This is a genomic window from Streptomyces reniochalinae (assembly GCF_003323735.1).
In the GTDB taxonomy this organism is placed as follows: domain Bacteria; phylum Actinomycetota; class Actinomycetes; order Streptomycetales; family Streptomycetaceae; genus Streptomyces; species Streptomyces reniochalinae.
The window spans coordinates 88,973-107,706 of record NZ_QOIM01000057.1 but is presented as its reverse complement, the minus strand read 5'-3'; the positions used below and the strand labels follow the sequence as shown (position 1 = coordinate 107,706).

Annotated in this window: 16 protein-coding genes and 1 riboswitch; of the genes, 11 read left to right on the top strand and 5 right to left on the bottom strand. The window is 73.2% G+C overall.

Annotation, left to right across the window (positions count from 1 at the left end; translation table 11 throughout):
* Positions 1–44: 44 nt before the first annotated feature.
* Positions 45–204, top strand: a riboswitch (cyclic di-AMP (ydaO/yuaA leader).
* A 14-nt stretch (positions 205–218) separates the two neighbouring features.
* On the top strand, positions 219–1,040 hold the full coding sequence (locus DQ392_RS33230; protein ID WP_114019416.1) for a M23 family metallopeptidase: 822 nt from the start codon (positions 219–221) through the stop codon (positions 1,038–1,040).
* A gap of 120 nt (positions 1,041–1,160) precedes the next feature.
* Here the strand turns inward: DQ392_RS33230 and DQ392_RS33225 are convergent, their stop codons facing one another.
* Entirely contained in the window at positions 1,161–1,442 is a 282-nt protein-coding gene (locus DQ392_RS33225) for an HPr family phosphocarrier protein (protein ID WP_114019415.1), read from the bottom strand.
* Positions 1,443–1,589: 147 nt separating this feature from the next.
* On the opposite strand from DQ392_RS33225, the gene DQ392_RS33220 reads away from it, so the two are divergent.
* From DQ392_RS33220 to DQ392_RS33205, 4 genes are all read left to right on the top strand, one after another.
* Positions 1,590–4,337 (top strand): bifunctional acetate--CoA ligase family protein/GNAT family N-acetyltransferase, encoded by a 2,748-nt coding sequence (locus DQ392_RS33220; RefSeq protein ID WP_114019414.1) that lies wholly within the window; start codon positions 1,590–1,592, stop codon positions 4,335–4,337.
* Positions 4,338–4,410: 73 nt separating this feature from the next.
* A complete protein-coding gene (locus DQ392_RS33215) occupies positions 4,411–5,019 on the top strand; it encodes a DUF5998 family protein (protein WP_114019413.1) in 609 nt (202 codons plus the stop codon).
* Positions 5,016–6,236 (top strand): alkaline phosphatase family protein, encoded by a 1,221-nt coding sequence (locus tag DQ392_RS33210; RefSeq protein ID WP_425470689.1) that lies wholly within the window; start codon positions 5,016–5,018, stop codon positions 6,234–6,236. The genes DQ392_RS33215 and DQ392_RS33210 overlap by 4 nt, the downstream gene beginning before the upstream one ends.
* 108 nt (positions 6,237–6,344) lie before the next feature.
* Entirely contained in the window at positions 6,345–7,025 is a 681-nt protein-coding gene (locus tag DQ392_RS33205) for a thymidine kinase (protein WP_114019412.1), read from the top strand.
* A 20-nt stretch (positions 7,026–7,045) separates the two neighbouring features.
* On the opposite strand, the gene DQ392_RS33200 is transcribed toward DQ392_RS33205, so the two are convergent.
* Positions 7,046–7,840 carry a VOC family protein gene (locus tag DQ392_RS33200; RefSeq protein ID WP_114019411.1) on the bottom strand — a complete coding sequence of 265 codons (795 nt, stop codon included), beginning with the start codon at positions 7,838–7,840 and terminating at the stop codon, positions 7,046–7,048.
* Positions 7,841–8,069: 229 nt separating this feature from the next.
* Between DQ392_RS33200 and DQ392_RS33195 the strand changes: the two genes are divergently transcribed.
* Positions 8,070–8,918, top strand: coding sequence for a sulfurtransferase (locus DQ392_RS33195; protein ID WP_114019410.1), 849 nt, complete (start codon positions 8,070–8,072; stop codon positions 8,916–8,918).
* 151 nt (positions 8,919–9,069) lie between these two features.
* Here DQ392_RS33195 and sepH read toward each other — a convergent pair whose 3' ends face one another.
* Entirely contained in the window at positions 9,070–10,194 is a 1,125-nt protein-coding gene (sepH, locus tag DQ392_RS33190) for a septation protein SepH (RefSeq protein WP_114019409.1), read from the bottom strand.
* Between the two features lie 459 nt (positions 10,195–10,653).
* Here sepH and DQ392_RS33185 point away from each other — a divergent pair, with 459 nt between their 5' ends.
* Complete coding sequence (locus DQ392_RS33185) at positions 10,654–11,979, top strand: hypothetical protein (protein WP_181856678.1); 1,326 nt, start codon at positions 10,654–10,656, stop codon at positions 11,977–11,979.
* 134 nt (positions 11,980–12,113) lie between these two features.
* On the opposite strand, the gene DQ392_RS33180 is transcribed toward DQ392_RS33185, so the two are convergent.
* On the bottom strand, positions 12,114–13,439 hold the full coding sequence (locus DQ392_RS33180; RefSeq protein WP_181856677.1) for a D-arabinono-1,4-lactone oxidase: 1,326 nt from the start codon (positions 13,437–13,439) through the stop codon (positions 12,114–12,116).
* 234 nt (positions 13,440–13,673) lie between these two features.
* On the opposite strand from DQ392_RS33180, the gene DQ392_RS33175 reads away from it, so the two are divergent.
* On the top strand, positions 13,674–14,834 hold the full coding sequence (locus tag DQ392_RS33175) for a ferrochelatase (RefSeq protein ID WP_114019407.1): 1,161 nt from the start codon (positions 13,674–13,676) through the stop codon (positions 14,832–14,834).
* A gap of 218 nt (positions 14,835–15,052) precedes the next feature.
* Positions 15,053–15,886, top strand: a complete 834-nt coding sequence (locus DQ392_RS33170) for an inositol monophosphatase family protein (protein WP_114019406.1) — start codon at positions 15,053–15,055, stop codon at positions 15,884–15,886.
* Between the two features lie 144 nt (positions 15,887–16,030).
* On the opposite strand, the gene DQ392_RS34705 is transcribed toward DQ392_RS33170, so the two are convergent.
* The gene (locus tag DQ392_RS34705) at positions 16,031–16,192 is read right to left on the bottom strand and encodes a hypothetical protein (RefSeq protein WP_181856676.1); all 162 of its coding nucleotides are present in this window, start codon (positions 16,190–16,192) and stop codon (positions 16,031–16,033) included.
* A 387-nt stretch (positions 16,193–16,579) separates the two neighbouring features.
* On the opposite strand from DQ392_RS34705, the gene DQ392_RS33165 reads away from it, so the two are divergent.
* Positions 16,580–17,233, top strand: coding sequence for a response regulator transcription factor (locus tag DQ392_RS33165; protein WP_114019405.1), 654 nt, complete (start codon positions 16,580–16,582; stop codon positions 17,231–17,233).
* Positions 17,234–17,239: 6 nt separating this feature from the next.
* Complete coding sequence (locus tag DQ392_RS33160) at positions 17,240–18,517, top strand: sensor histidine kinase (RefSeq protein WP_114019404.1); 1,278 nt, start codon at positions 17,240–17,242, stop codon at positions 18,515–18,517.
* Positions 18,518–18,734 lie beyond the last annotated feature (217 nt).

Here is an 18,734-nt window from a genome sequence, read left to right as displayed (position 1 = left end):
GTCGTTGCCGCTGTCCGTCAGAAGTGACCGCACCCGCGGCCGACGGATGGTGATCGCCGAATCCCCGAGGGAACCGCCCGAGGGGGACCGGGGACCCACCTTGTCCCATGGGGTGAATCGGACGGCCTCGGAAAGAGGCGGCCCGTAGGAGACCTTCCTGCTCCGAACCCGTCAGCTAACCCGGTAGGCGAGAAGGAAGGAAAGGAGTACGCCTCCGTATGGCGTTCACCCGTGCCACCGGGAAGCACAGGCGCCCGAGTAAGACCCGCAGGGCCACGGCGGGAGCGGCGGGCATCGCCGGCCTCGCCACCGTGGGTGTCGTGGGCTCCATCGCCTCTCCCGCGTTCGCCGCAGGCGGCGGGCAGGGCCAGAACAATCTGCAGCAGAGCCCCCAGCTGCGCGAGGCTCTCGCCGCTCCCATCTCGGACACCCTGGATGAGCAGGCGTACGACCAGGCGCTGAGGGCCGAGCAGGCGAAGGCCGAGTCCGAGGCCAAGGAGGAGGCCGCCAAGGCGAAGGCCGAGGCGAAGCGGAAGGCCGACGAGGCCAAGCGCGAGGCCGCCGCCGAGAAGGCGGAGAAGGAGCACGAGGCCAAGGTCAGGGCCGCGCGGGCCGCGGAGCGCGCGAAGCTCAACGCCTACGTGCTGCCGGTCGAGGGCTCCTACGTCTCCACGGGCTACAAGCAGGGCGGCGGCATGTGGTCGTCCGGCAGCCACACCGGTATCGACTTCCACGCCGGTATGAACACCCCGGTCCACTCCGTGGCCGCCGGCGAGGTCGTGGAGGCCGGCAACGGCGGTGCCTACGGCAACAACATCGTCATCAAGCACAAGGACGGCACGTACACGCAGTACGGCCATCTGAACTCGATCGGGGTCTCGGTCGGCCAGAGCGTGAAGTCGGGCCAGCAGATCGCCCTGTCGGGTTCGACCGGCAACTCCTCGGGTCCGCACCTGCACTTCGAGGCCCGTTCGGGCCCGGAGTACGGCTCGGACATCGACCCGGTCGCCTACCTGCGCCAGCACGGCGTCAAGGTCTGACGCTCTTCCGGCGCACTCGCGGGCATGCGACGAGCCCCCGGCCTGCTGGGCCGGGGGCTCGTGCGCGTCGCGTTCCGCGTCCGTGGGCCCCCACCGACCGCGGACGCGCGGCGGGGGTCCTCAGACCGTCTCCGGAAGCTCCTCCAGCCCCTCGGAGACCAGCTTCGCGAGCCGGTCGAGGGCCGCCTCGGCGTCGTCCGCCTCGGAGGCCAGGACGATCTCCTCGCCGCCCTCGGCGCCCAGGCCGAGCACGCCGAGCATGGAGGCCGCGTTGACGGGGTTGCCCTCGGCCTTCCGCACGGTGACCGGAACGCCGGCGGCCGAGGCGGCACGGACGAAGATGGAGGCGGGGCGGGCGTGCAGCCCCTCGGCCCAGCCGACGGTGACGCGGCGCTCAACCATGGTGTTGCCCTTCGAGTCGGTGAGGTTGTCTAGACCAGTCTCGCACGGCGGCCCTCGGGCACCGCACGGTCGTCTGTGTAGTACCGCGACCATACGACGCACCGCGCGACAGCTCCGTGAGCCCGCTCACCGCCGTACGCTGAGCGCATGCCGAGTCCCGAGGAGCGCGCCTACCCGACCCACTGGGAAGCGGACATCGTCCTGCGTGACGGCGGTACGGCGCAGGTACGCCCCATCACCCCCGACGACGCGGAACGCCTGGTCAGCTTCTACGAGCAGGTCTCCGACGAGTCGAAGTACTACCGGTTCTTCGCTCCCTACCCGCGGCTGTCCGACCGTGACGTGCGCCGCTTCACGCACCACGACTACGTCGACCGGGTCGGCCTCGCGGCGACGATCCGCGGGGAGTTCATCGCCACCGTCCGCTACGACCGCATCGACCCGCTCGGCCGCCCCGCGAGCGAACCCGCCGACGAGGCCGAGGTCGCCTTCCTGGTCCGCGACGACCAGCAGGGCAGGGGAGTGGCCTCCGCGCTCCTCGAACACATCGGGGCCGTCGCCAGGGAGCGCGGCATCCGCCGCTTCGCCGCCGAGGTGCTGCCCGCCAACAACAAGATGATCAAGGTGTTCACGGACGCCGGATACTCCCAGAAGCGCAGCTTCGAGGACGGCTCCGTCCACCTCACCCTCGACCTGGAGCCCACCGAGCGCTCCTTGGCCGTGATGCAGGCCCGCGAACAGCGCGCCGAGGCCCGCTCCGTCGCCCGGCTGCTGGCCCCCGGCGCGGTCGTCGTCATCGGCGCCAGCCGCAGCCCCGGCGGCGCCGGGCGCGCGGCACTGGGCAGCCTGAGCACCGGCGGTTTCACCGGACGCCTGTACGCCGTCAACCACGCGCTCGACCCCGAAGGGCCGGCGGAACTGGCCGGAGTGCCCGCCTACAGCTCCGTGCGGCACCTGCCCGAGCGCGTCGACCTGGCCGTCCTCGCCGTCCCCGCCGAGCAGCTCGAACGCGCGGTCAGGGAGTGCGGCCAAGCGGCGCTCCAGGGGCTCGTCGTGCTCTCCGAGGGCGTCGGACGCGACGAGCAGCGCGCCCTGGTGCGGCTCGCCCGCTCCTACGGCATGCGGCTCATCGGCCCCGGCGCCCTCGGTCTCATCAACACCTCCCCCGAGGTAGCGCTGAACGCGACGCCCTCCATCCGGATGCCCGCGCGGGGCCGCATCGGCGTCTTCACCCAGTCGGGAGCCATCGGCATCGCCCTCCTCGACGGGCTCGACCGGCGCGGAATCGGCCCCTCCTCCTTCGTCTCCGCCGGCAACCGCGCCGACGTCTCCGGCAACGACCTGCTCCAGCACTGGGACGAGGATCCCGACACCGACGTCGTCCTGATGTACCTGGAGTCGATCGGCAACCCGCGCAAGTTCACCCGCCTCGCCCGGCGCACCGCGGCCCGCAAACCCCTCGTCGTCGTCAAGGGCGCCAGGCAGCGCGGCAGTGCGCCCCCGCCGGGACACGCCGTGCCCGCCTCCCGTACCCCCGACGCGACCGTCCAGGCCCTGCTGCGCCAGGCAGGCGTGCTGATGGTCGACAGCTTCACCGAGCTGATCGACACCGGAGTGCTCCTCGCCGACCAGCCGCCGCCCGCGGGCCCGCACGTCGGCATCCTCGGCAACACCGACGCGATGAGCCTGCTGACCTACGACGCCTGCCTCAACGACGGCCTCCGCCCCCGCCCCGTGGTGGCGCTGCCGGGCGGCGCGGGACCCGGCGACTTCGGCCGGGCGCTGCGCGAGGCGCTCGCGGACGCGGCCACCGACGCGGTGCTGCTCACCGTCGTGCCCACCGTCCCCGCCGAACTGCCGGGCCGCACCGGAACCCGCCAGGCGGACGCCCCGCCCGACGGCCACATCGAGGCCCTCGCCGACGCGCTGCGGGAGGCGGCGGACGCGGTGGCCGCGCACGAGGGTGCCTGGCGCAAGCCGGTCGCCGTCGTGCACCTGGCGATGGAAGGGCTGCAGAAAGCTCTGGCCGCGCGCGGCCTGCCCTCCTACCCGACGCCGGAACGCGCGTCCCGCGCCCTGGCCGAGGCGGTGCGCCACTCCCGGTGGCGGGCCGAGTCGGGGGCGCCGGGCAAGGTTCCCGACCTCGACGCCGACGAGGCCGCCGCCGCGCAGCTGCTGGACCGCGCGACGCCGCGGGCCCCCGACCGCGGGCGCGCCCTGACCGACGAGGAGACCTCCCGGCTGCTCGACTGCTACGGGATCCACGTACGGCCCGCGCTCCCCGCGCCCGACGCCGACGCGGCTGCCCTGGCGGCCGACCGCCTCGGCTACCCGGTCGCCCTCAAGACCACGGCCCCGCACCTGCGGCACCGCGCCGACCTGGGAGGGGTACGGCTGGACATCGCGGGAGAGGCCGGGCTGCGGCGCGCCTACGCGGAGCTGACCGACGCGCTGGGCACCCCCGACCAGCTGCGCCCGGTCGTCCAGGCGATGGCCCCCCGCGGCGTCGGCACCGTCATCCGGGGGACCCTCGATCCGGCCATCGGCGCCGTACTCTCCTTCGGGCTGGCGGGTACCGCCTCCGACCTGCTGGAGGACACCGCGCACCGGCTGGTACCCGTCACGGACAAGGAGGCCGCCGCCCTGGTGCGCGGCATCCGCTCCGCGCCGCTGCTGTTCGGCTGGCGCGGCGCCGAACCCTCGGACACCGCCGCGCTGGAGGAGGTGCTGCTGCGGGTCTCCCTGCTGATGGACGACCATCCCCAGGTGCTGGCCGTGGAACTCGATCCGGTGGTGGTCGCCCCGCGGGGCGTGACGGTGCTGGGCGCCGCGGTCCGCGTCGCCGACCCGGGGCTGCGTCCCGACCTGGGGGCGCGCAGGCTCCCGGCGTACTGACCCGCCCCGGGGGTGTGCGTACGGGGGGAACGGGCGGGTCTGCGCCGCCGTACGGCCCCGTAGGATGGCTGTCATGGCGAAGACCGGTACGACGACCCAGGGGCTGCGCGAGGCGATCGAGCGCAGCGGTTACTACCCGGCTCTCGTGGCCGAGGCCGTCGAGGCGGCGGTGGGCGGAGAGCCCGTGGCCTCCTATCTTGTGCATCAGGAGACCACGTTCGACTCCAACGAGGTGCGCCGTCACGTCACGGTGCTGGTGCTCACCCGCACCCGCTTCCTCGTCAGTCACACCGACGAGCAGGCCGCGGACGGCACGTCTCCGTCGCCCTACGCGACGACGTCGACCGAGTCGGTGAAACTGGAGCGGATCTCCTCCGTCGTGCTCTCCCGCGTCGTGGCCAACCCCGAGTCCTACACCCCCGGCACCCTGCCCCGCGAGGTGGTGCTGACCATCGGCTGGGGCGCCGTCTCCCGTCTCGATATGGAGCCCGCCACCTGTGGCGACCCCAACTGCGAGGCGGACCACGGCTACACGGGCTCGGCCACGGCCGACGACCTCTCGCTGCGGGTCAGCGAGGCGGGAGACGGACCCGACACCGTCCGTCAGACCCTCGCCTTCGCGCAGGCGCTGTCCGAGGCCACCGCCGGTAGCGCGGGCACCCGGGTCGGACCCTCGCAGTGACCCCGGAGAGCACCCCCCACGCCTACCCCGCGGCACCGCACGACGCCGTGCCGGCGGACGCACCGCTGGACCCGCGCACGGCCCCCGTGCCCCGCTACGGCGCCGGCTCCCTCGCCGACCTGCTGCCCTCCGTCGCGGCAGGGCTCGGCGTCCCCGGCATGAGCGCGGGGCTGCCGCTGGAGCCCGCCGACCGTGCCTGCGTCTTCCTGGTGGACGGCATGGGCTGGGAGGCGCTCAGAGCCCATCCCGAGCAGGCCCCCTTCCTCACCTCCCTGCTGCCAAGATCGGCGAACGGCACCGGTGGGCCGATCACCTCGGGCTTCCCCTCCACCACGGCGACCTCCCTCGCCTCGGTGGGCACCGGACGCGTCCCCGGCGAGCACGGGCTGCCCGGCTACACGGCGCTCGACCCGGCCACGGGACAGCTCATGAACCAGCTGCGCTGGCAGCCGTGGACCGACCCGCACCTGTGGCAGCCCTACCCCACCGTCTTCCAGCAGGCCGAGGCCGCCGGAGTGGCCTCCTGCCAGGTGACGGCCCCGCACTTCGAGCACACCCCGCTCACCAAGGTCGCCCTGTCAGGCGGAACCTTCCTCGGCCGGCTGGCCGCCGAGGACCGCATGGACCTGGCCGCCGCACGCCTCGCCGCGTCCGACCGCGCACTCGTCTACACCTACTACGCGGAGCTGGACGGCAACGGACACCGCTACGGCATGGACTCGGACGCCTGGCGCGGCCAGCTCTCCCACGTGGACCGCCTCGCCAGACGCCTCGCCGAACAGTTGCCGCCCCGCTCGGCGCTCTACATCACCGCCGACCACGGCATGGTGGACATCCCGCAACGCCCCGAGGCGCGCCTCGACTTCGACGAGGACTGGGAGCTCGGCGCCGGCGTCCGCCAGCTGGGCGGCGAGGGCCGGATGCGCCATGTCTACGCCGTCCCCGGCGCGGCGGGCGACGTCCACGCCGTGTGGCGTGAAGTGCTCGCCGAGCAGGCGTGGGTGGCGACCAGGCAGGAGGCCGTCGAGCTCGGCTGGTTCGGCCCTGTGGTCGAGCCGCGCGTCAGCGGCAGGATCGGCGACGTCGTCGCGGCGATGCGCGACGACATCGCCATCGTCGCCACCCGCCGGGAACCCAAGGAGTCCGAGCTGATCGGCATGCACGGCTCGGCGACCCCCGCCGAGCAGCTCGTCCCGCTCCTCGAGGTCCGCACCTGAGGGTGTGCCCCACGTAGCCCGCGCGGCACCCGCCTGCGAGAATCCGCCCGCGAGGGCCGCTGCCCGCCCCCGAGCCGTTGCCCGCCCCGAGGAAAGGCCGTACCCCCCATGCCAGAGCTGGTGTTCTTCTCCGGAACGATGGACTGCGGGAAGAGCACGCTCGCCCTCCAGATCGAGCACAACCGCTCGGCGCGCGGGCTCAACGGCATGATCTTCACACGGGACGACCGCGCGGGCGAGGGCAAGCTCTCCTCCCGCCTCGGCCTGGTCGCCGAGGCCGTCGAGGTGGCCGAGGACCTCAACTTCCAGCAGCACCTGGTCAGGCACCTCACCGCGGGCGGACGCACCGACTACGTGATCGTCGACGAGGCCCAGTTCCTCGCGCCCGAGCAGGTCGAACAGCTCGCCCGCGTGGTCGACGAACTGGGCATCGACGTCTACGCCTTCGGCATCGCCACCGACTTCCGCACCCACCTCTTCCCCGGCTCCAGGCGGCTGATGGAGCTCGCCGACCGGCTCGAGACGCTCCAGGTGGAGGCGCTGTGCTGGTGCGGGGCGCGCGCCACGCACAACGCGCGCACGGTCGGCGGCCGCATGGTGGTCGAGGGTGCCCAGGTCGTCGTCGGCGACGTGGGCGAACTCAGCGGAGAGGTCGGCTACGAGGTGCTGTGCAGGCGCCACCACCGCAGGCGGCTGACGGCGGCCTCGGCGGGGGCCGGGACGCTCTCGCCCGACGTGCTGCCCGTGGACGAGGCCGCGACGCCACCGGCACCGCCACCACGGCGCTGAGCAGGCCCCCGCCGCCTGGATCAGCCCTCCATCGCCACGGGCCTGATGACGCTGAAGTGCGCGCCCTCCGGGTCCGCGAGCGTCGCCAGCCGTCCGTACGGGGAGTCGTCAGGACCGCGCACCACCCGTCCGCCCAGCTCGCCCGCGTGCCGTGCCACGGCGTCCGGGTCCTCCACCGCGAAGTACGTGCGCCAGTGCGGCCCCCGGTCCCTGGGCAGCGCGTCGCCCACCCCGTGGATTCCGGCCACCGGCTGCCCGTCCGCGTAGAGCGTCAGATAGTCGAAGCCCGGTGCCTCGACGGCCTTCGCCTCGTAACCGAACACCGCCTGGTAGAACTTGACCACCGGGCTCGTCTCCCGGGTGACCAGCTCGAACCAGACGGGTGCCCCCAACGTGCCCAGCGGGGCCGTGCCCAGGCCCGGGTAGTGCGCGTCCCGCCACACGCCGAAGGGGGCGCCGAGGGGGTCGGAGGCGATGGCCATCCGCCCGGCCGTCTCCGCGTCCAGCGGCCCCACCGCCACCGTCCCGCCGTACGAACGCACGGCGGCCGCCGTCTCGTCGGCGTCGGTGCTCGCCAGATACGGCAGCCACGCGACCGGCACCTGCCGCCCGTCCGCCTTCTTCCCCAGCCCCGCCACCTCGTGGCCACCCGCGACCGCGCGCACGTACGGGCCGAGCTGCTGGGGCCCCGTGCGGAACTCCCAGCCGAACAACCCCTGGTAGAACTCTTTGCCGACGTCCAGCCCGTCCACCATGAGGCTCGCCCACGCGGGCGCCCCAGGGGTGTGACGTAGCCGAGTCGCTGCCTCGGTCATCTGCTTCGCTCCTTGACCATCATCGATGCGGTCGTACGGGTGGAAGTGCTGCCCCGGCGTCCTTGCCGGGGCTTCGTGACTACTCGCTCAGTGCAGATGCTGTCACCACCTGTCGCGCCGCGCTCCCCGGCCGCGCCGCTTTTCTCCGCTTCGGGGCGAGAATCCCCGATCCGTGTGCCGTCCCGGAACCCGCCGGGCCGCAGTCCATCCGGTGCGCGAAGATGGCGCCATGACAGCCATCATCTCCGCAGCCACGCTCGCGAGCGATCTCGCCGCCGGGTCCGCACCCGTGCTGCTCGACGTGCGGTACAAGCCGGGCGACCCCCCAGGGCTGCCGCTGTACCAGCAGGGCCACCTTCCCGGTGCCGTCTACATCGACCTGGAGAGCGAGCTGGCCGCCAAGCCCGCCGCGGGCACCGGACGCCATCCGCTGCCCTCCCTCGACGTCTTCGGCGCCGCCATGCGCCGTGCGGGCGTCAGCAGCGGCCGCCCCGTCGTGGTCTACGACGCCGGAGGCCTGGGCGGCGGCTGGGCGGCGGCGCGCTGCTGGTGGCTGCTGCGCTGGGCCGGGCACCCCGACGTCCGCGTCCTGGACGGCGGCCTCGCCGCCTGGGAGGCCGCGGGAAACCCGCTGAGCACCGGCACGCCCGACCCGGATCCCGGCGACTTCACGCCCTCGCCCGGCGGCATGCCCACGCTGGACGCCGACGAGGCGGCGGCGCTGGCCCGCCACGGGATCCTCATGGACGCCCGCGCCGCGGAGCGCTACCGCGGCGAGGTCGAGCCCCTGGACCCGGTCGCGGGGCACATCCCGGGCGCCGTCTCGGCCCCCACCACGGAGAACCTCACCGACGCGGGCACCTTCCGCTCCCCGCACGCCCTCACCGAACGCTTCGAGGCGCTGGGCGCCACCCCGGGAGCCGAGGTCGGTGTCTACTGCGGCTCCGGTGTCTCCGCCGCCCAGGAGGTCCTCGCCCTCCACCTCGCCGGCATCGACGCGGCCCTCTACGTCGGCTCCTGGAGCGAGTGGACGGCGGAGTCCCGCAGGCCGGTGGCGACGGGCCCCGAACGCGGCTGAGGCCCGCGCACCGCTCGCGCCCGGGCAAAGGACGGCACCCGCGCATCCGAGCACGGCGCGCGGCAGCGATGCGGGGGCGCCGGACGGCCGGGTCCGGCGCCCCCGCACCGGCAAGTGCGGGCGGGGGCCGCGGCGACGAGAGGCGGCGGCGCTACTCCTTCTTGCGGCGCGTGCCGAAGACGATCTCGTCCCAGCTGGGCACGGCGGCCCGGCGCCCCGGCCGGACGCCGTCCGCTTCCGCCTGGCGGTCGGTGGTGCCCTTGAGCCGGTCGCGGTGGGCGCCCACCGACCGCGGCATCAGCACGTCCGCGTAGGCCGACCCGGCGCTGGCGGCGGGAGCCGGCGGCTCGACCACCTCGGGCTCCTCGGCCTGCTCGCTCTCCGTCTCCTCTTCCGCGTCCGGGACCGTCGAGGCAGCGGACGCCGCCGCGTCCTCGTGGCCCGGGGACTGCTCGGGGACGACCAGGTCGCCCCGGAAGCTGGGCACCGCCTCCAGCAGGCTGGTCAGCGAGTCCGGGCCGACGGCGGGCTCGTCCGCTGCGGACGGCTGGTCGTCCTCGTCGCCCGGCGCGGGGGAGAGAGAGGCGGGCTCCAGCTCGGGCCGCCCGAACCGCTCTCCGCGCTCGGTGCGCTCCGAACGGTCGGTCCGCTCCCTGGGCAGCCTGGCGATGCGCGGCACGAACGGGAAGCTGGGCTCCGGTGTGTCGTCCGTCTCGCCGATCAGCGCCCGCGCCTCGTCGTCGGCGGCCTGTACGAGGCGGCGCGGCGGGTCATAGGTCCAGGTCGCGGAGTGGGGCTGGCCCGCGACGCGGTAGGCGAGCAGGACCTCCCAGGTGCCGTCGTCGCGTCGCCAGGAGTCCCAGTGGACGGACTCCTTGTCGGCGCCGCGCAGCAGCAGGCGCTCGCTGACGGCCTCGCCGAGCTGGGGTCCGGCGTTCTCGCCGGGACGGCGCACGGGTGTCTTGCGGGCGCGCTCGGCCATGAACGCGCGCTCGGCGAGCACGGGGCCCTCGAACCGGCGCACGCGGTCGACCGGGATGCCCGCGAGGGACGCGACCTCCTCAGCGGAGGCACCGGCTCGTATACGCGCCTGGATGTCGCGCGGCCGCAGGTGGCTCTCGACCTCGATCTCGATCTGGCCGAGCCGCGCGCGGTCGTTTCTGACGGCGGCTCTCAGCCGCTCGTCGATCGGAAGCGTGTATTCCGTGCTGTCGGCAGCCTTGAGCACCAGTCGTGTGCCGTCGTTGCTGACGGCCACGACACGCAGTTCGGGCATGGGAACCTCCCGGGTGGTGCCTGCCGACGTCACGTGCGTCGCTGCTCCCGCTAGACGAGTGTGGCCTGCCCGGGTGCAGCCTGCCACAACCTTGCCGACTTCCTCGGGGTCCGAGGCAGTGTTCAGATCGCTGTTCGATCCTACGGAACCACCCGGAACCGCCGCTACGGCACGGTTACCTCCTCACAACGCACGGTGGCCGAGGTGGTCACCGTGTGCATTCGGCGCCGGGTCAGAACCGAGACCAGGGCTCGTCACACTACTCCATTAGTGCCATCCGGGTGGACCGCCGCGCCACCGAAGTTGCTCGCGAGTAAGGGAGTTGACGCCCAAAGAATCCATTTGGCCTGGATACGGGGGTGGGAAGCGTCACAGAACCACCCGAAATGGAACCTCTGGCCTCCCCTGAAAGTCCCCTATTCGTGCACAGTGGTTGGAGTGTGCGATCAAGGGCGGTAAATGGACAAGAAGGACAACCACCCCATGACCGGCTACCGGGATCACGGACGTGTTCCGGAACGGCCTGATCCGGAACGGGAAGAGAGCAAGGGTGACAGCAAGCTCAATCTGAGCCTGGCGCAGGTGCTGGGCAGCGCCGTGGCCGCGGTCGTCGCCGCGTTCGCCGCGGGCCAGCTGGGCGTCTACGGCACCTTCCTGGGCGCCGGGGTGATGAGCCTCGTCGCCACCAGCGGCGGCCCGATCTTCCAGCACTTCTTCAGCAGGACCGGCAAGCAGATCAAGGACGTCACGGTCCCGCCGAAGGCCCGCCAGGTGCCCGTACGGGACCCGGCGCCCGACTGGAAGGACGACGAGGGCCACCACACCGCTCAGGCCGTCCACAACGCGGAGGCGCTCCAGGAGTCCGGGGCCACTCGGCTGCTTCCGGCCGCGCCGGGCGAGAGCGGTTCCGCAGCCGGCACAGTCGGGGCCGGGCGCGGCAGCGACGACGCCACGCACGCCCTCAGCGTCGATCAGGTCACGCGTGCCCTGCGGACCGGCAGGCCGGCCGAGGGCGAGCGGCCCGACGAGGCGACGCGCGCGCTGCGTCGCCAGTACGGTGCCGGTGCCGCGGACGCGGACGCGACCCGGGCGCTGCCCCGCCAGTACGGATCCGGGGACGCCACCCGCGCGCTGCCGGGCGACGACGCGACGCGGGTGCTGGGCGCCGCCGAGCGGCCGTCCCGCGCATCGGGCCCCGACGGGCCGCCCGCGAACGGGGAGTTCACCGACGCGACGACCCACGGCACCAAGTGGCGCGGCTGGCGGCGCACGCTGATGCCCGCCGTGGTGGTGTTCGTGATCGCGATCGGCGGCATCACGCTGTACGAGGCGATCTCGGGGCACTCGGTCTCCGGTGACAAGGGCACCTCCATCAGCGACGTCTTCCGTCATGGACACGGCTCATCCGGTGACGGCAGCCCGGACGCGCCGCCCGCCACTCCGGAGCCCGACCAGTCGGAGAACGGCGAGAGCCCGACTCCGACGCCCGAGGACTCCCAGCCCTCCACCGACCCCGGTGACCGTGGCGACGAGCACAGCGAAGCGCCCGGCCCGCAGGACACCGACAAGTCGACGCCGACCTCCGACCCTTCCGAGCCCCGGCCGAGCCAGACGGACGGCTCCGGAAACGGCGACGGTGACACCGAGACCACGCCCGGTGACTCCGGTGGCTCCGACAGCCAGGACGGCGGTGAAGGCGGTGCGGACTCCGGCAACGGTTCGGACGGCTCCGGCGCGGGCCGGCTGCCCCAGGGCGCACAGCCGGGAGCCGGCGGTCAGGGCTGAACAAGGGCCTCCGCTCCGAGGGCTGTTCCGAGACGGCCCCCAAGGAAGAACGGGCCGTGCACCCCTCGACGGAAGGGGGCACGGCCCGTTGGCAGGCCGACGGCCGTGCGCGGTCGGCGCTCACGGCCCGGTCCTCACTCGCCCAGTACCCGCCGCAGGTAGGGGTTGGCGAAGACGCGGTCGGGGTCGAGCCGGTCGCGCAGGGCGGTGAACTCGGTGAACCTCGGGTACACGCCCGCGAGGTACGCGGCGTCCCTGCTGTGCAGCTTTCCCCAGTGCGGCCGCCCTGCGTGCGCGGTCATGATGCGCTCGACGGCGCTGAAGTACGCCTCGTGGGGCGTGCCCCGGTACATGTGCACGGCCACGTACGCCGTGTCGCGCCCGCCCGCGGTCGACAGCGGGATGTCGTCCGCCGGCGCCGTGCGCACCTCCACGGGAAAGCTCACCCGGAAGCCGGACCGTTCCACCAGCGACTTGAGCTCCCGCAGCGCGCCGGTGAGCGCGGCCCTCGGGACGGCGTACTCCATCTCCACGAACCGCACGCGGCGCGGGCTGGTGAAGACCCGGTAGGGGATGTCGGTGTACGTACGGGCCGACAGGGCGCGGCTGGAGACGCGCGCGATGCCGGGCACGGTGGCGGGCACCGCCTTGCCGAGCGCGCAGACGGCCTGGAAGACGCCGTTGGAGAGCAGTTCGTCGTCGACCCAGCCGCGCATCCGAGGAAGGGGAGCCGCCGGACCCGTGCTGCGGTTGTTGCGCTTGGTGTTGCAGCTGTCGGTGTGGGGGAACCAGTAGAACTCGAAGTGCTCGTTCTCGGCCACCAGCTGGTCGAACTCGGTGATCACCCGGTCGAACGGCATCGGTTCCTCGCGCGCCGTGAGCAGGAACTCCGGCTCCACCCCGAAGGTCACCTCGGTGATCACCCCGAGCGCTCCGAGACCCACGCGGGCGGCGTCGAAGAGCGCGCGCTCCTGTCCGGTCCCCTCGGCCGAGCAGCGCGTGACCGAGCCGTCCGCCAGCACCAGCTCCAGCTCCCTGATCTGGGCCGCGACAGAGGCCGAGTCGCGCCCCGTGCCGTGTGTTCCGGTGCTGACGGCCCCCGAGACGGTCTGCTCCATGACGTCGCCCATGTTCGTCAGCGACAGACCCCGTGCGGCCAGCGCCGCGTTCAGCGCTTTGAGGGGGGTGCCCGCCGCGACGGTGACCGTGCCCGCCTCCCGGTCGATCCGCCGTATCCCGGTCAGTCGTTCGGGACGTATCAGCACCCCGTCCGTGGCGGCGGCGGCCGTGAACGAGTGGCCTGTACCGGCCGCCTTGACCCGCAGGCCGTCGTCGGCGGCCCGGCGCACCACCTCGGCGAGGGCCTCCGTCGACGAGGGGGAGACCGTCCGCTGGGGCGAGGCGGTCACGTTGCCCGCCCAGTTCCGCCAGGTGGCCGCTCGGCTGTTCGCTGACCGCACGCTCGTCACTGCCCGTCCCCTCTCGCCGCGGCACCGGCCGGTTGCCCGGCCGGCGGTAGCCGGGTCACACGCCCCGGCCGCCCCACAAGTTGGAGTGGGATCATACTCACGGCTCTCGTGCGCTCCTCGGGGCAGTGGAGGCCGCGGGCGCCGGCTGCCGGGTGGACGGGGGCGCCCGCGTCGCGGACGGGAGGGCGCCCGCCCGCTCGGTGCGCAGGATGGCAGGATCGAGACATGTCCGACGCGCTGCCCACCGCATCACCCGCCCCAGAGCGGGACGCCTCCCCGGCCCCTTACGACGCACTTCTGCTGCTCTCCTTCGGCGGTCCCGAAGGGGTCGACGACGTCGTTCCGTTCCTGGAGAACGTCACCCGGGGGCGCGGAATCCCCCGCGAGCGCCTCGAAGAGGTGGGCCGCCACTACTACCTCTTCGACGGGGTCAGCCCGATCAACGCGCAGAACCGCGCGCTGCTCCAGGCGCTCCGCGAGGACTTCGCCGGGCACGGTCTCGACCTGCCGGTCTACTGGGGCAACCGGAACTGGGCGCCGTATCTGACCGACGCGCTGCGTCAGATCGTCCGCGACGGGCACCGGCGCGTCCTGACGCTGACGACCAGCGCCTACGCCTCCTACTCGGGGTGCCGCCAGTACCGCGAGAACCTCGCCGAGTCGCTGGCCACCCTGCGCGCCGAGGGCCTGGAGGTACCCCGCGTGGACAAGCTGCGCCACTACTTCAACCACCCCGGCTTCGTCGAACCCGTGGCCGACGGGGTGGTGGCTGCGCTCGCCGAGCTCCCCGAGGACGTCCGCTCCGGCGCCCACCTGGCCTTTTGCACCCACTCCATCCCCACAGCCGCCGCCGACACCTCGGGCCCTCCCGAGGCTCACGGCGACGGCGGCGCCTACGTGGCGGAACACCTCGACGTCGCCGCCGTGATCACGGAGGCGGTGCGGGAGCGCACCGGTACGGCGCACCCCCGCAGCCTCGTCTACCAGTCGCGCAGCGGCCCGCCGTCCGTGCCGTGGCTGGAGCCCGACATCTGCGACCACCTCGAAGAGCTGCATGGCGAGGGTGTGCCCGCCGCCGTGATGGTGCCCATCGGCTTCGTCTCCGACCACATGGAGGTCCTCTACGACCTGGACACCGAGGCCATGGCCAAGGCGGCGGAGTTGGGCCTGCCGGCTCGCCGCTCGCCCACCGTCGGCGCGGACCCGCGCTTCGCCGCCGCCGTCCGCGACCTGGTGCTGGAACGGGCCGCGACCGAGCGGGGTCAGGCTCCCGTGCGGTGCGCGCTGGGCGCGCTCGGCCCGAGCCACGACCTGTGCCCCGTCGGCTGCTGCCCGGCCCGCACGCCCAAGCCGGCCGCGGCCGGCGCCGACGCGCCCGCGTTCTGACCCGCCGGGCGGGCCCGCACGGCCCGCCCGGCCGGTGCGCACGAGGGAAGACCGCGCGTCCGACGGAGCCCGTACGCCGGACGGGAGCCCGTGCGTCGGACGGGAGCCCGTACGTCGGACGGGAACCCGTGCGTCCGGCAGACCCGTGCGTCCGGCAGAAAAGCGTACGGACCGACCACCCGAGACCGTACTCACGTACGACAGGAGCGGAAGAACACGTGACTGAGACGCCGCAGTCCGCCCCCGAGGCCGCTGACGACGCGCTGAAGGCCCAGCTGCTCGCCCTCGCCCGGGAGGCCGCCGAGCGCGCGGGGGCCCTCCTGCGGGACGGCCGCCCCGCCGACCTGGGGGTGGCCGCGACCAAGACGAGCCCCATCGACGTGGTCACCGAGATGGACCTCGCCTCCGAGAAGCTGATCACCGGATACCTGTCCGAGCACCGGCCGCAGGACGGTTTCCTCGGCGAGGAGGGTGCCTCCAGTGCGGGCACCTCCGGGGTTCGCTGGGTGATCGACCCGGTGGACGGCACCGTCAACTATCTCTACGGGAGGCCCGACTGGTCCGTCTCCATCGCCGCCGAGTACCGGGGCGAGCGGGTCGTGGGCGTCGTGGCGGCCCCCGTCAGGGGTGAGACCTGGCACGCCGTCCTGGGGGAGGGCGCCTTTTTGAACGGCCGCCCGGTGCGCTGCCGTCCCTCCCCGCCGCTGGACCAGGCCCTGGTCGGCACCGGCTTCGGCTACATCGCCGAGCGGCGCGCCGCCCAGGCGGCCGTCGTCAGGGAACTGGTGCCGCAGGTGCGCGACATCCGTCGTGGCGGCTCCGCCGCCATCGACCTGTGCGACGTGGCGACAGGCCGGCTGGACGGCTACTACGAGCGCGGCCTCAACCCCTGGGACCTGGCGGCGGGCGACCTCGTCGCACGGGAGGCGGGCGCCCTGACGGGCGGCCGCCCCGGCCGGCCGGCCGACGGCGATTTGACCCTCGCCGCCTCTCCGGGCGTCTTCGAGGTCCTGCAACCCCTGCTGGAGCGCCTGGGCGCCTGGCACGACTGAGGCTGCGCCTTCGTCCGGCGCCTGGCACGAGCGGGCTCCTCCGGCTCGTCGCCCGGCACGGCCGAGGCTTTCGGCCCGGTCCCGGCACACGAAAGGTGCGGCCCCCGAGGGGGCCGCACCCTGTGCTGTGGGGCGTGTGGGTCGTCAGGCGACCTGCACGCCGTGTTCGGCGGCGAGTCGGTGGAGGTCTTCCAGCTCCGACTGCTCGACGTCCACGAGGAAGTCGTCGCCCGATTCACGTGCGCGGTGCAGGTCGGACTCCGTGGTCCTTATGCGCTGCAGGATGCCTGCGGTGAACGCGTCCATGATGTGCCCCCTCGTCGCGGGTCGGTGGCACGGGTGTGCCGAGGGTTTGTGGTGCCGGGCCCGGTCACGGCGTGGTCCCCGGGCTGCGTCAGCGGCGGCTTGTGGCACGCTGCGCACGGGGCGTGATCGCGGGTGGTGCTCACGTCCTCCCCAACGAGAACCTCAGAGAAACCTCAACCGGGGCGAAAAAAATCGCACGGGCCCTCCGTCCGGCTCCGCGCCCGGCCGGGCGCGAAGCTCAGCGGCCCGCTCCCTTCCTGCCCCTCGGTGCGCCCCCCACCTCGCCTCTTACCGCCGGTTTACCGGCATCCGAGGCAGGATGGGAGGCACCATCGCCCCGCTCCGTCCGGGGACACCCCCGCACCACCACAGGGAAGGAAAAGCGCTGTGCGCGTACTCGTCGTCGAGGACGAGCAGCTGCTCGCCGATGCCGTGGCGACGGGCCTCCGCAGGGAGGCCATGGCCGTCGATGTGGTCTACGACGGCGCCGCGGCGCAGGAGCGCATCGACATCAACGACTACGACGTCGTCGTCCTCGACCGTGACCTGCCGCTGGTGCACGGCGACGACGTCTGCCGCCGCGTCGTGGAGCTGGGCCTGCCCACCCGGGTGCTGATGCTCACCGCGTCCGGCGACGTCAGCGACCGCGTGGAGGGCCTGGAGCTGGGTGCGGACGACTATCTCCCCAAGCCGTTCGCGTTCTCCGAGCTGACGGCCCGCGTCCGGGCGCTGGGGCGGCGTACGACAGCGGCGCTGCCGCCCGTCCTGGAGCGGTCCGGGATCAAGCTCGACCCCGGGCGGCGCGAGGTCTCACGGGACGGCGAGGAGGTGCAGCTGGCGCCCAAGGAGTTCGCGGTGCTGGAGGTGCTGATGCGCGCGGAGGGAACGGTGGTCTCAGCCGAACAGTTGCTCGAAAAGGCGTGGGACGAGAACACCGACCCGTTCACCAACGTGGTGCGGGTGACGGTGATGACGCTGCGCCGCAAACTCGGCGAACCGCCGGTGATCGTCACCGTGCCGGGCGCGGGGTACCGGATCTGATCGTCGATGGCTACCTCCCCTACCCCGACGGGGTCCGACTGGGGCGGCGGCGCCCCCTCGGCGCCCCGCACGCCGCCCAAACCGAACTGGGACCCGCGCGAGACGCCCCGCCCGTCGCCCTGGCTGCGGCCGACCATCCGGATACGGCTCACCCTGCTGTACGGCGGCATGTTCCTGATCGCCGGCATGCTGCTGCTGGCGATCATCTACCTGCTGGCGGCGCAGGCCATGGACAACCTCAGCGAGCTGCCCTTCCGCATCCTCAGCGGGAAGACCCAGCCCACCTCCGACCGGTGCCCGGGGCTGACCGGGACGCTGCCCAGCGACGCCTTCATGGACCGTCTCTCCGCCTGCCTGGACGCCCAGCGCAGAATCGCCCTGGACGGGCTGCTGCGGCGCTCCCTGCTGGCCCTGCTGGGTCTCGCGGTGGCCGCGTTCGCCTTCGGGTACGTGATGGCGGGCCGGGTGCTCTCGCCGCTGGGCCGCATCACGCGTACGGCCCGCCAGGTGGCGGGGTCCGACCTGCACAAGCGGATCGAGCTGGAGGGCCCGGACGACGAGCTCAAGGAGCTGGCCGACACCTTCGACGAGATGCTGGACCGGCTCAACCGGGCCTTCACGGCGCAGCAGCGGTTCGTGGCCAACGCCTCGCACGAGCTGCGCACCCCGCTGGCGATCAACCGGACGCTCCTGGAGGTGCAGCTCGCCGACCCCGACGGGTCCCCGGAGCTCCAGCAGCTCGCCAAGACGCTGCTGGCCACCAACGAGCGCAGCGAGCAGCTGGTGGAGGGCCTGCTGCTGCTCGCGCGGAGCGAGAACGAGCTGGTGGACCGGAAGCCCGTGGATCTCGCGGAGGTCGCCTCGCAGGCCGTGGAGCAGGCCCGCGGGGAGGCGGACACCAAGGGGGTGGAGCTGCGCGGGGTGCGTCAGCCCACATACGTGCAGGGCAACGGGGTACTGCTGGAGCGGGTCGCCCTGAATCTGGTGCAGAATGCCGTGCGCTACAACCTGCGTGACGGTGGATGGGTCTCGGTCGGTACGGAGGCCCAGCCGGGGTGGGCGGTCCTGGTGGTCGAGAACACCGGCCCCGTCGTCCCGGCCTACGAGGTGGACAACCTCTTCGAGCCGTTCCGGCGTCTGCGTACGGAGCGGACGGGCAGCGACAAGGGGGTCGGGCTCGGGTTGTCGATCGTGCGTTCGGTGGCGCGGGCGCACGGCGGCACGGTCTCGGCCGTGCCGCGCGAGGAGGGCGGCCTCGTCATGCGGGTGACGCTGCCGCTGTGAGGCTCACGAAGAGCCGGTGAGGCTGTCACGAAGAGAGGACCGTGGGGGTGACGAACGTGACGGAGCGGGACTGAGGGCGACCGAGGCGGGGCTCGTCCCTCGCGGAAACCGGCGGCTTCCGCTCCGGTTGCGGAGGCGCTGTGATCGATCACACACGCGAATTTCCGGGGGTGTGCACACTGTGTCCTCCAGGCGGGAAGAAATCCGGGAAAGTCCA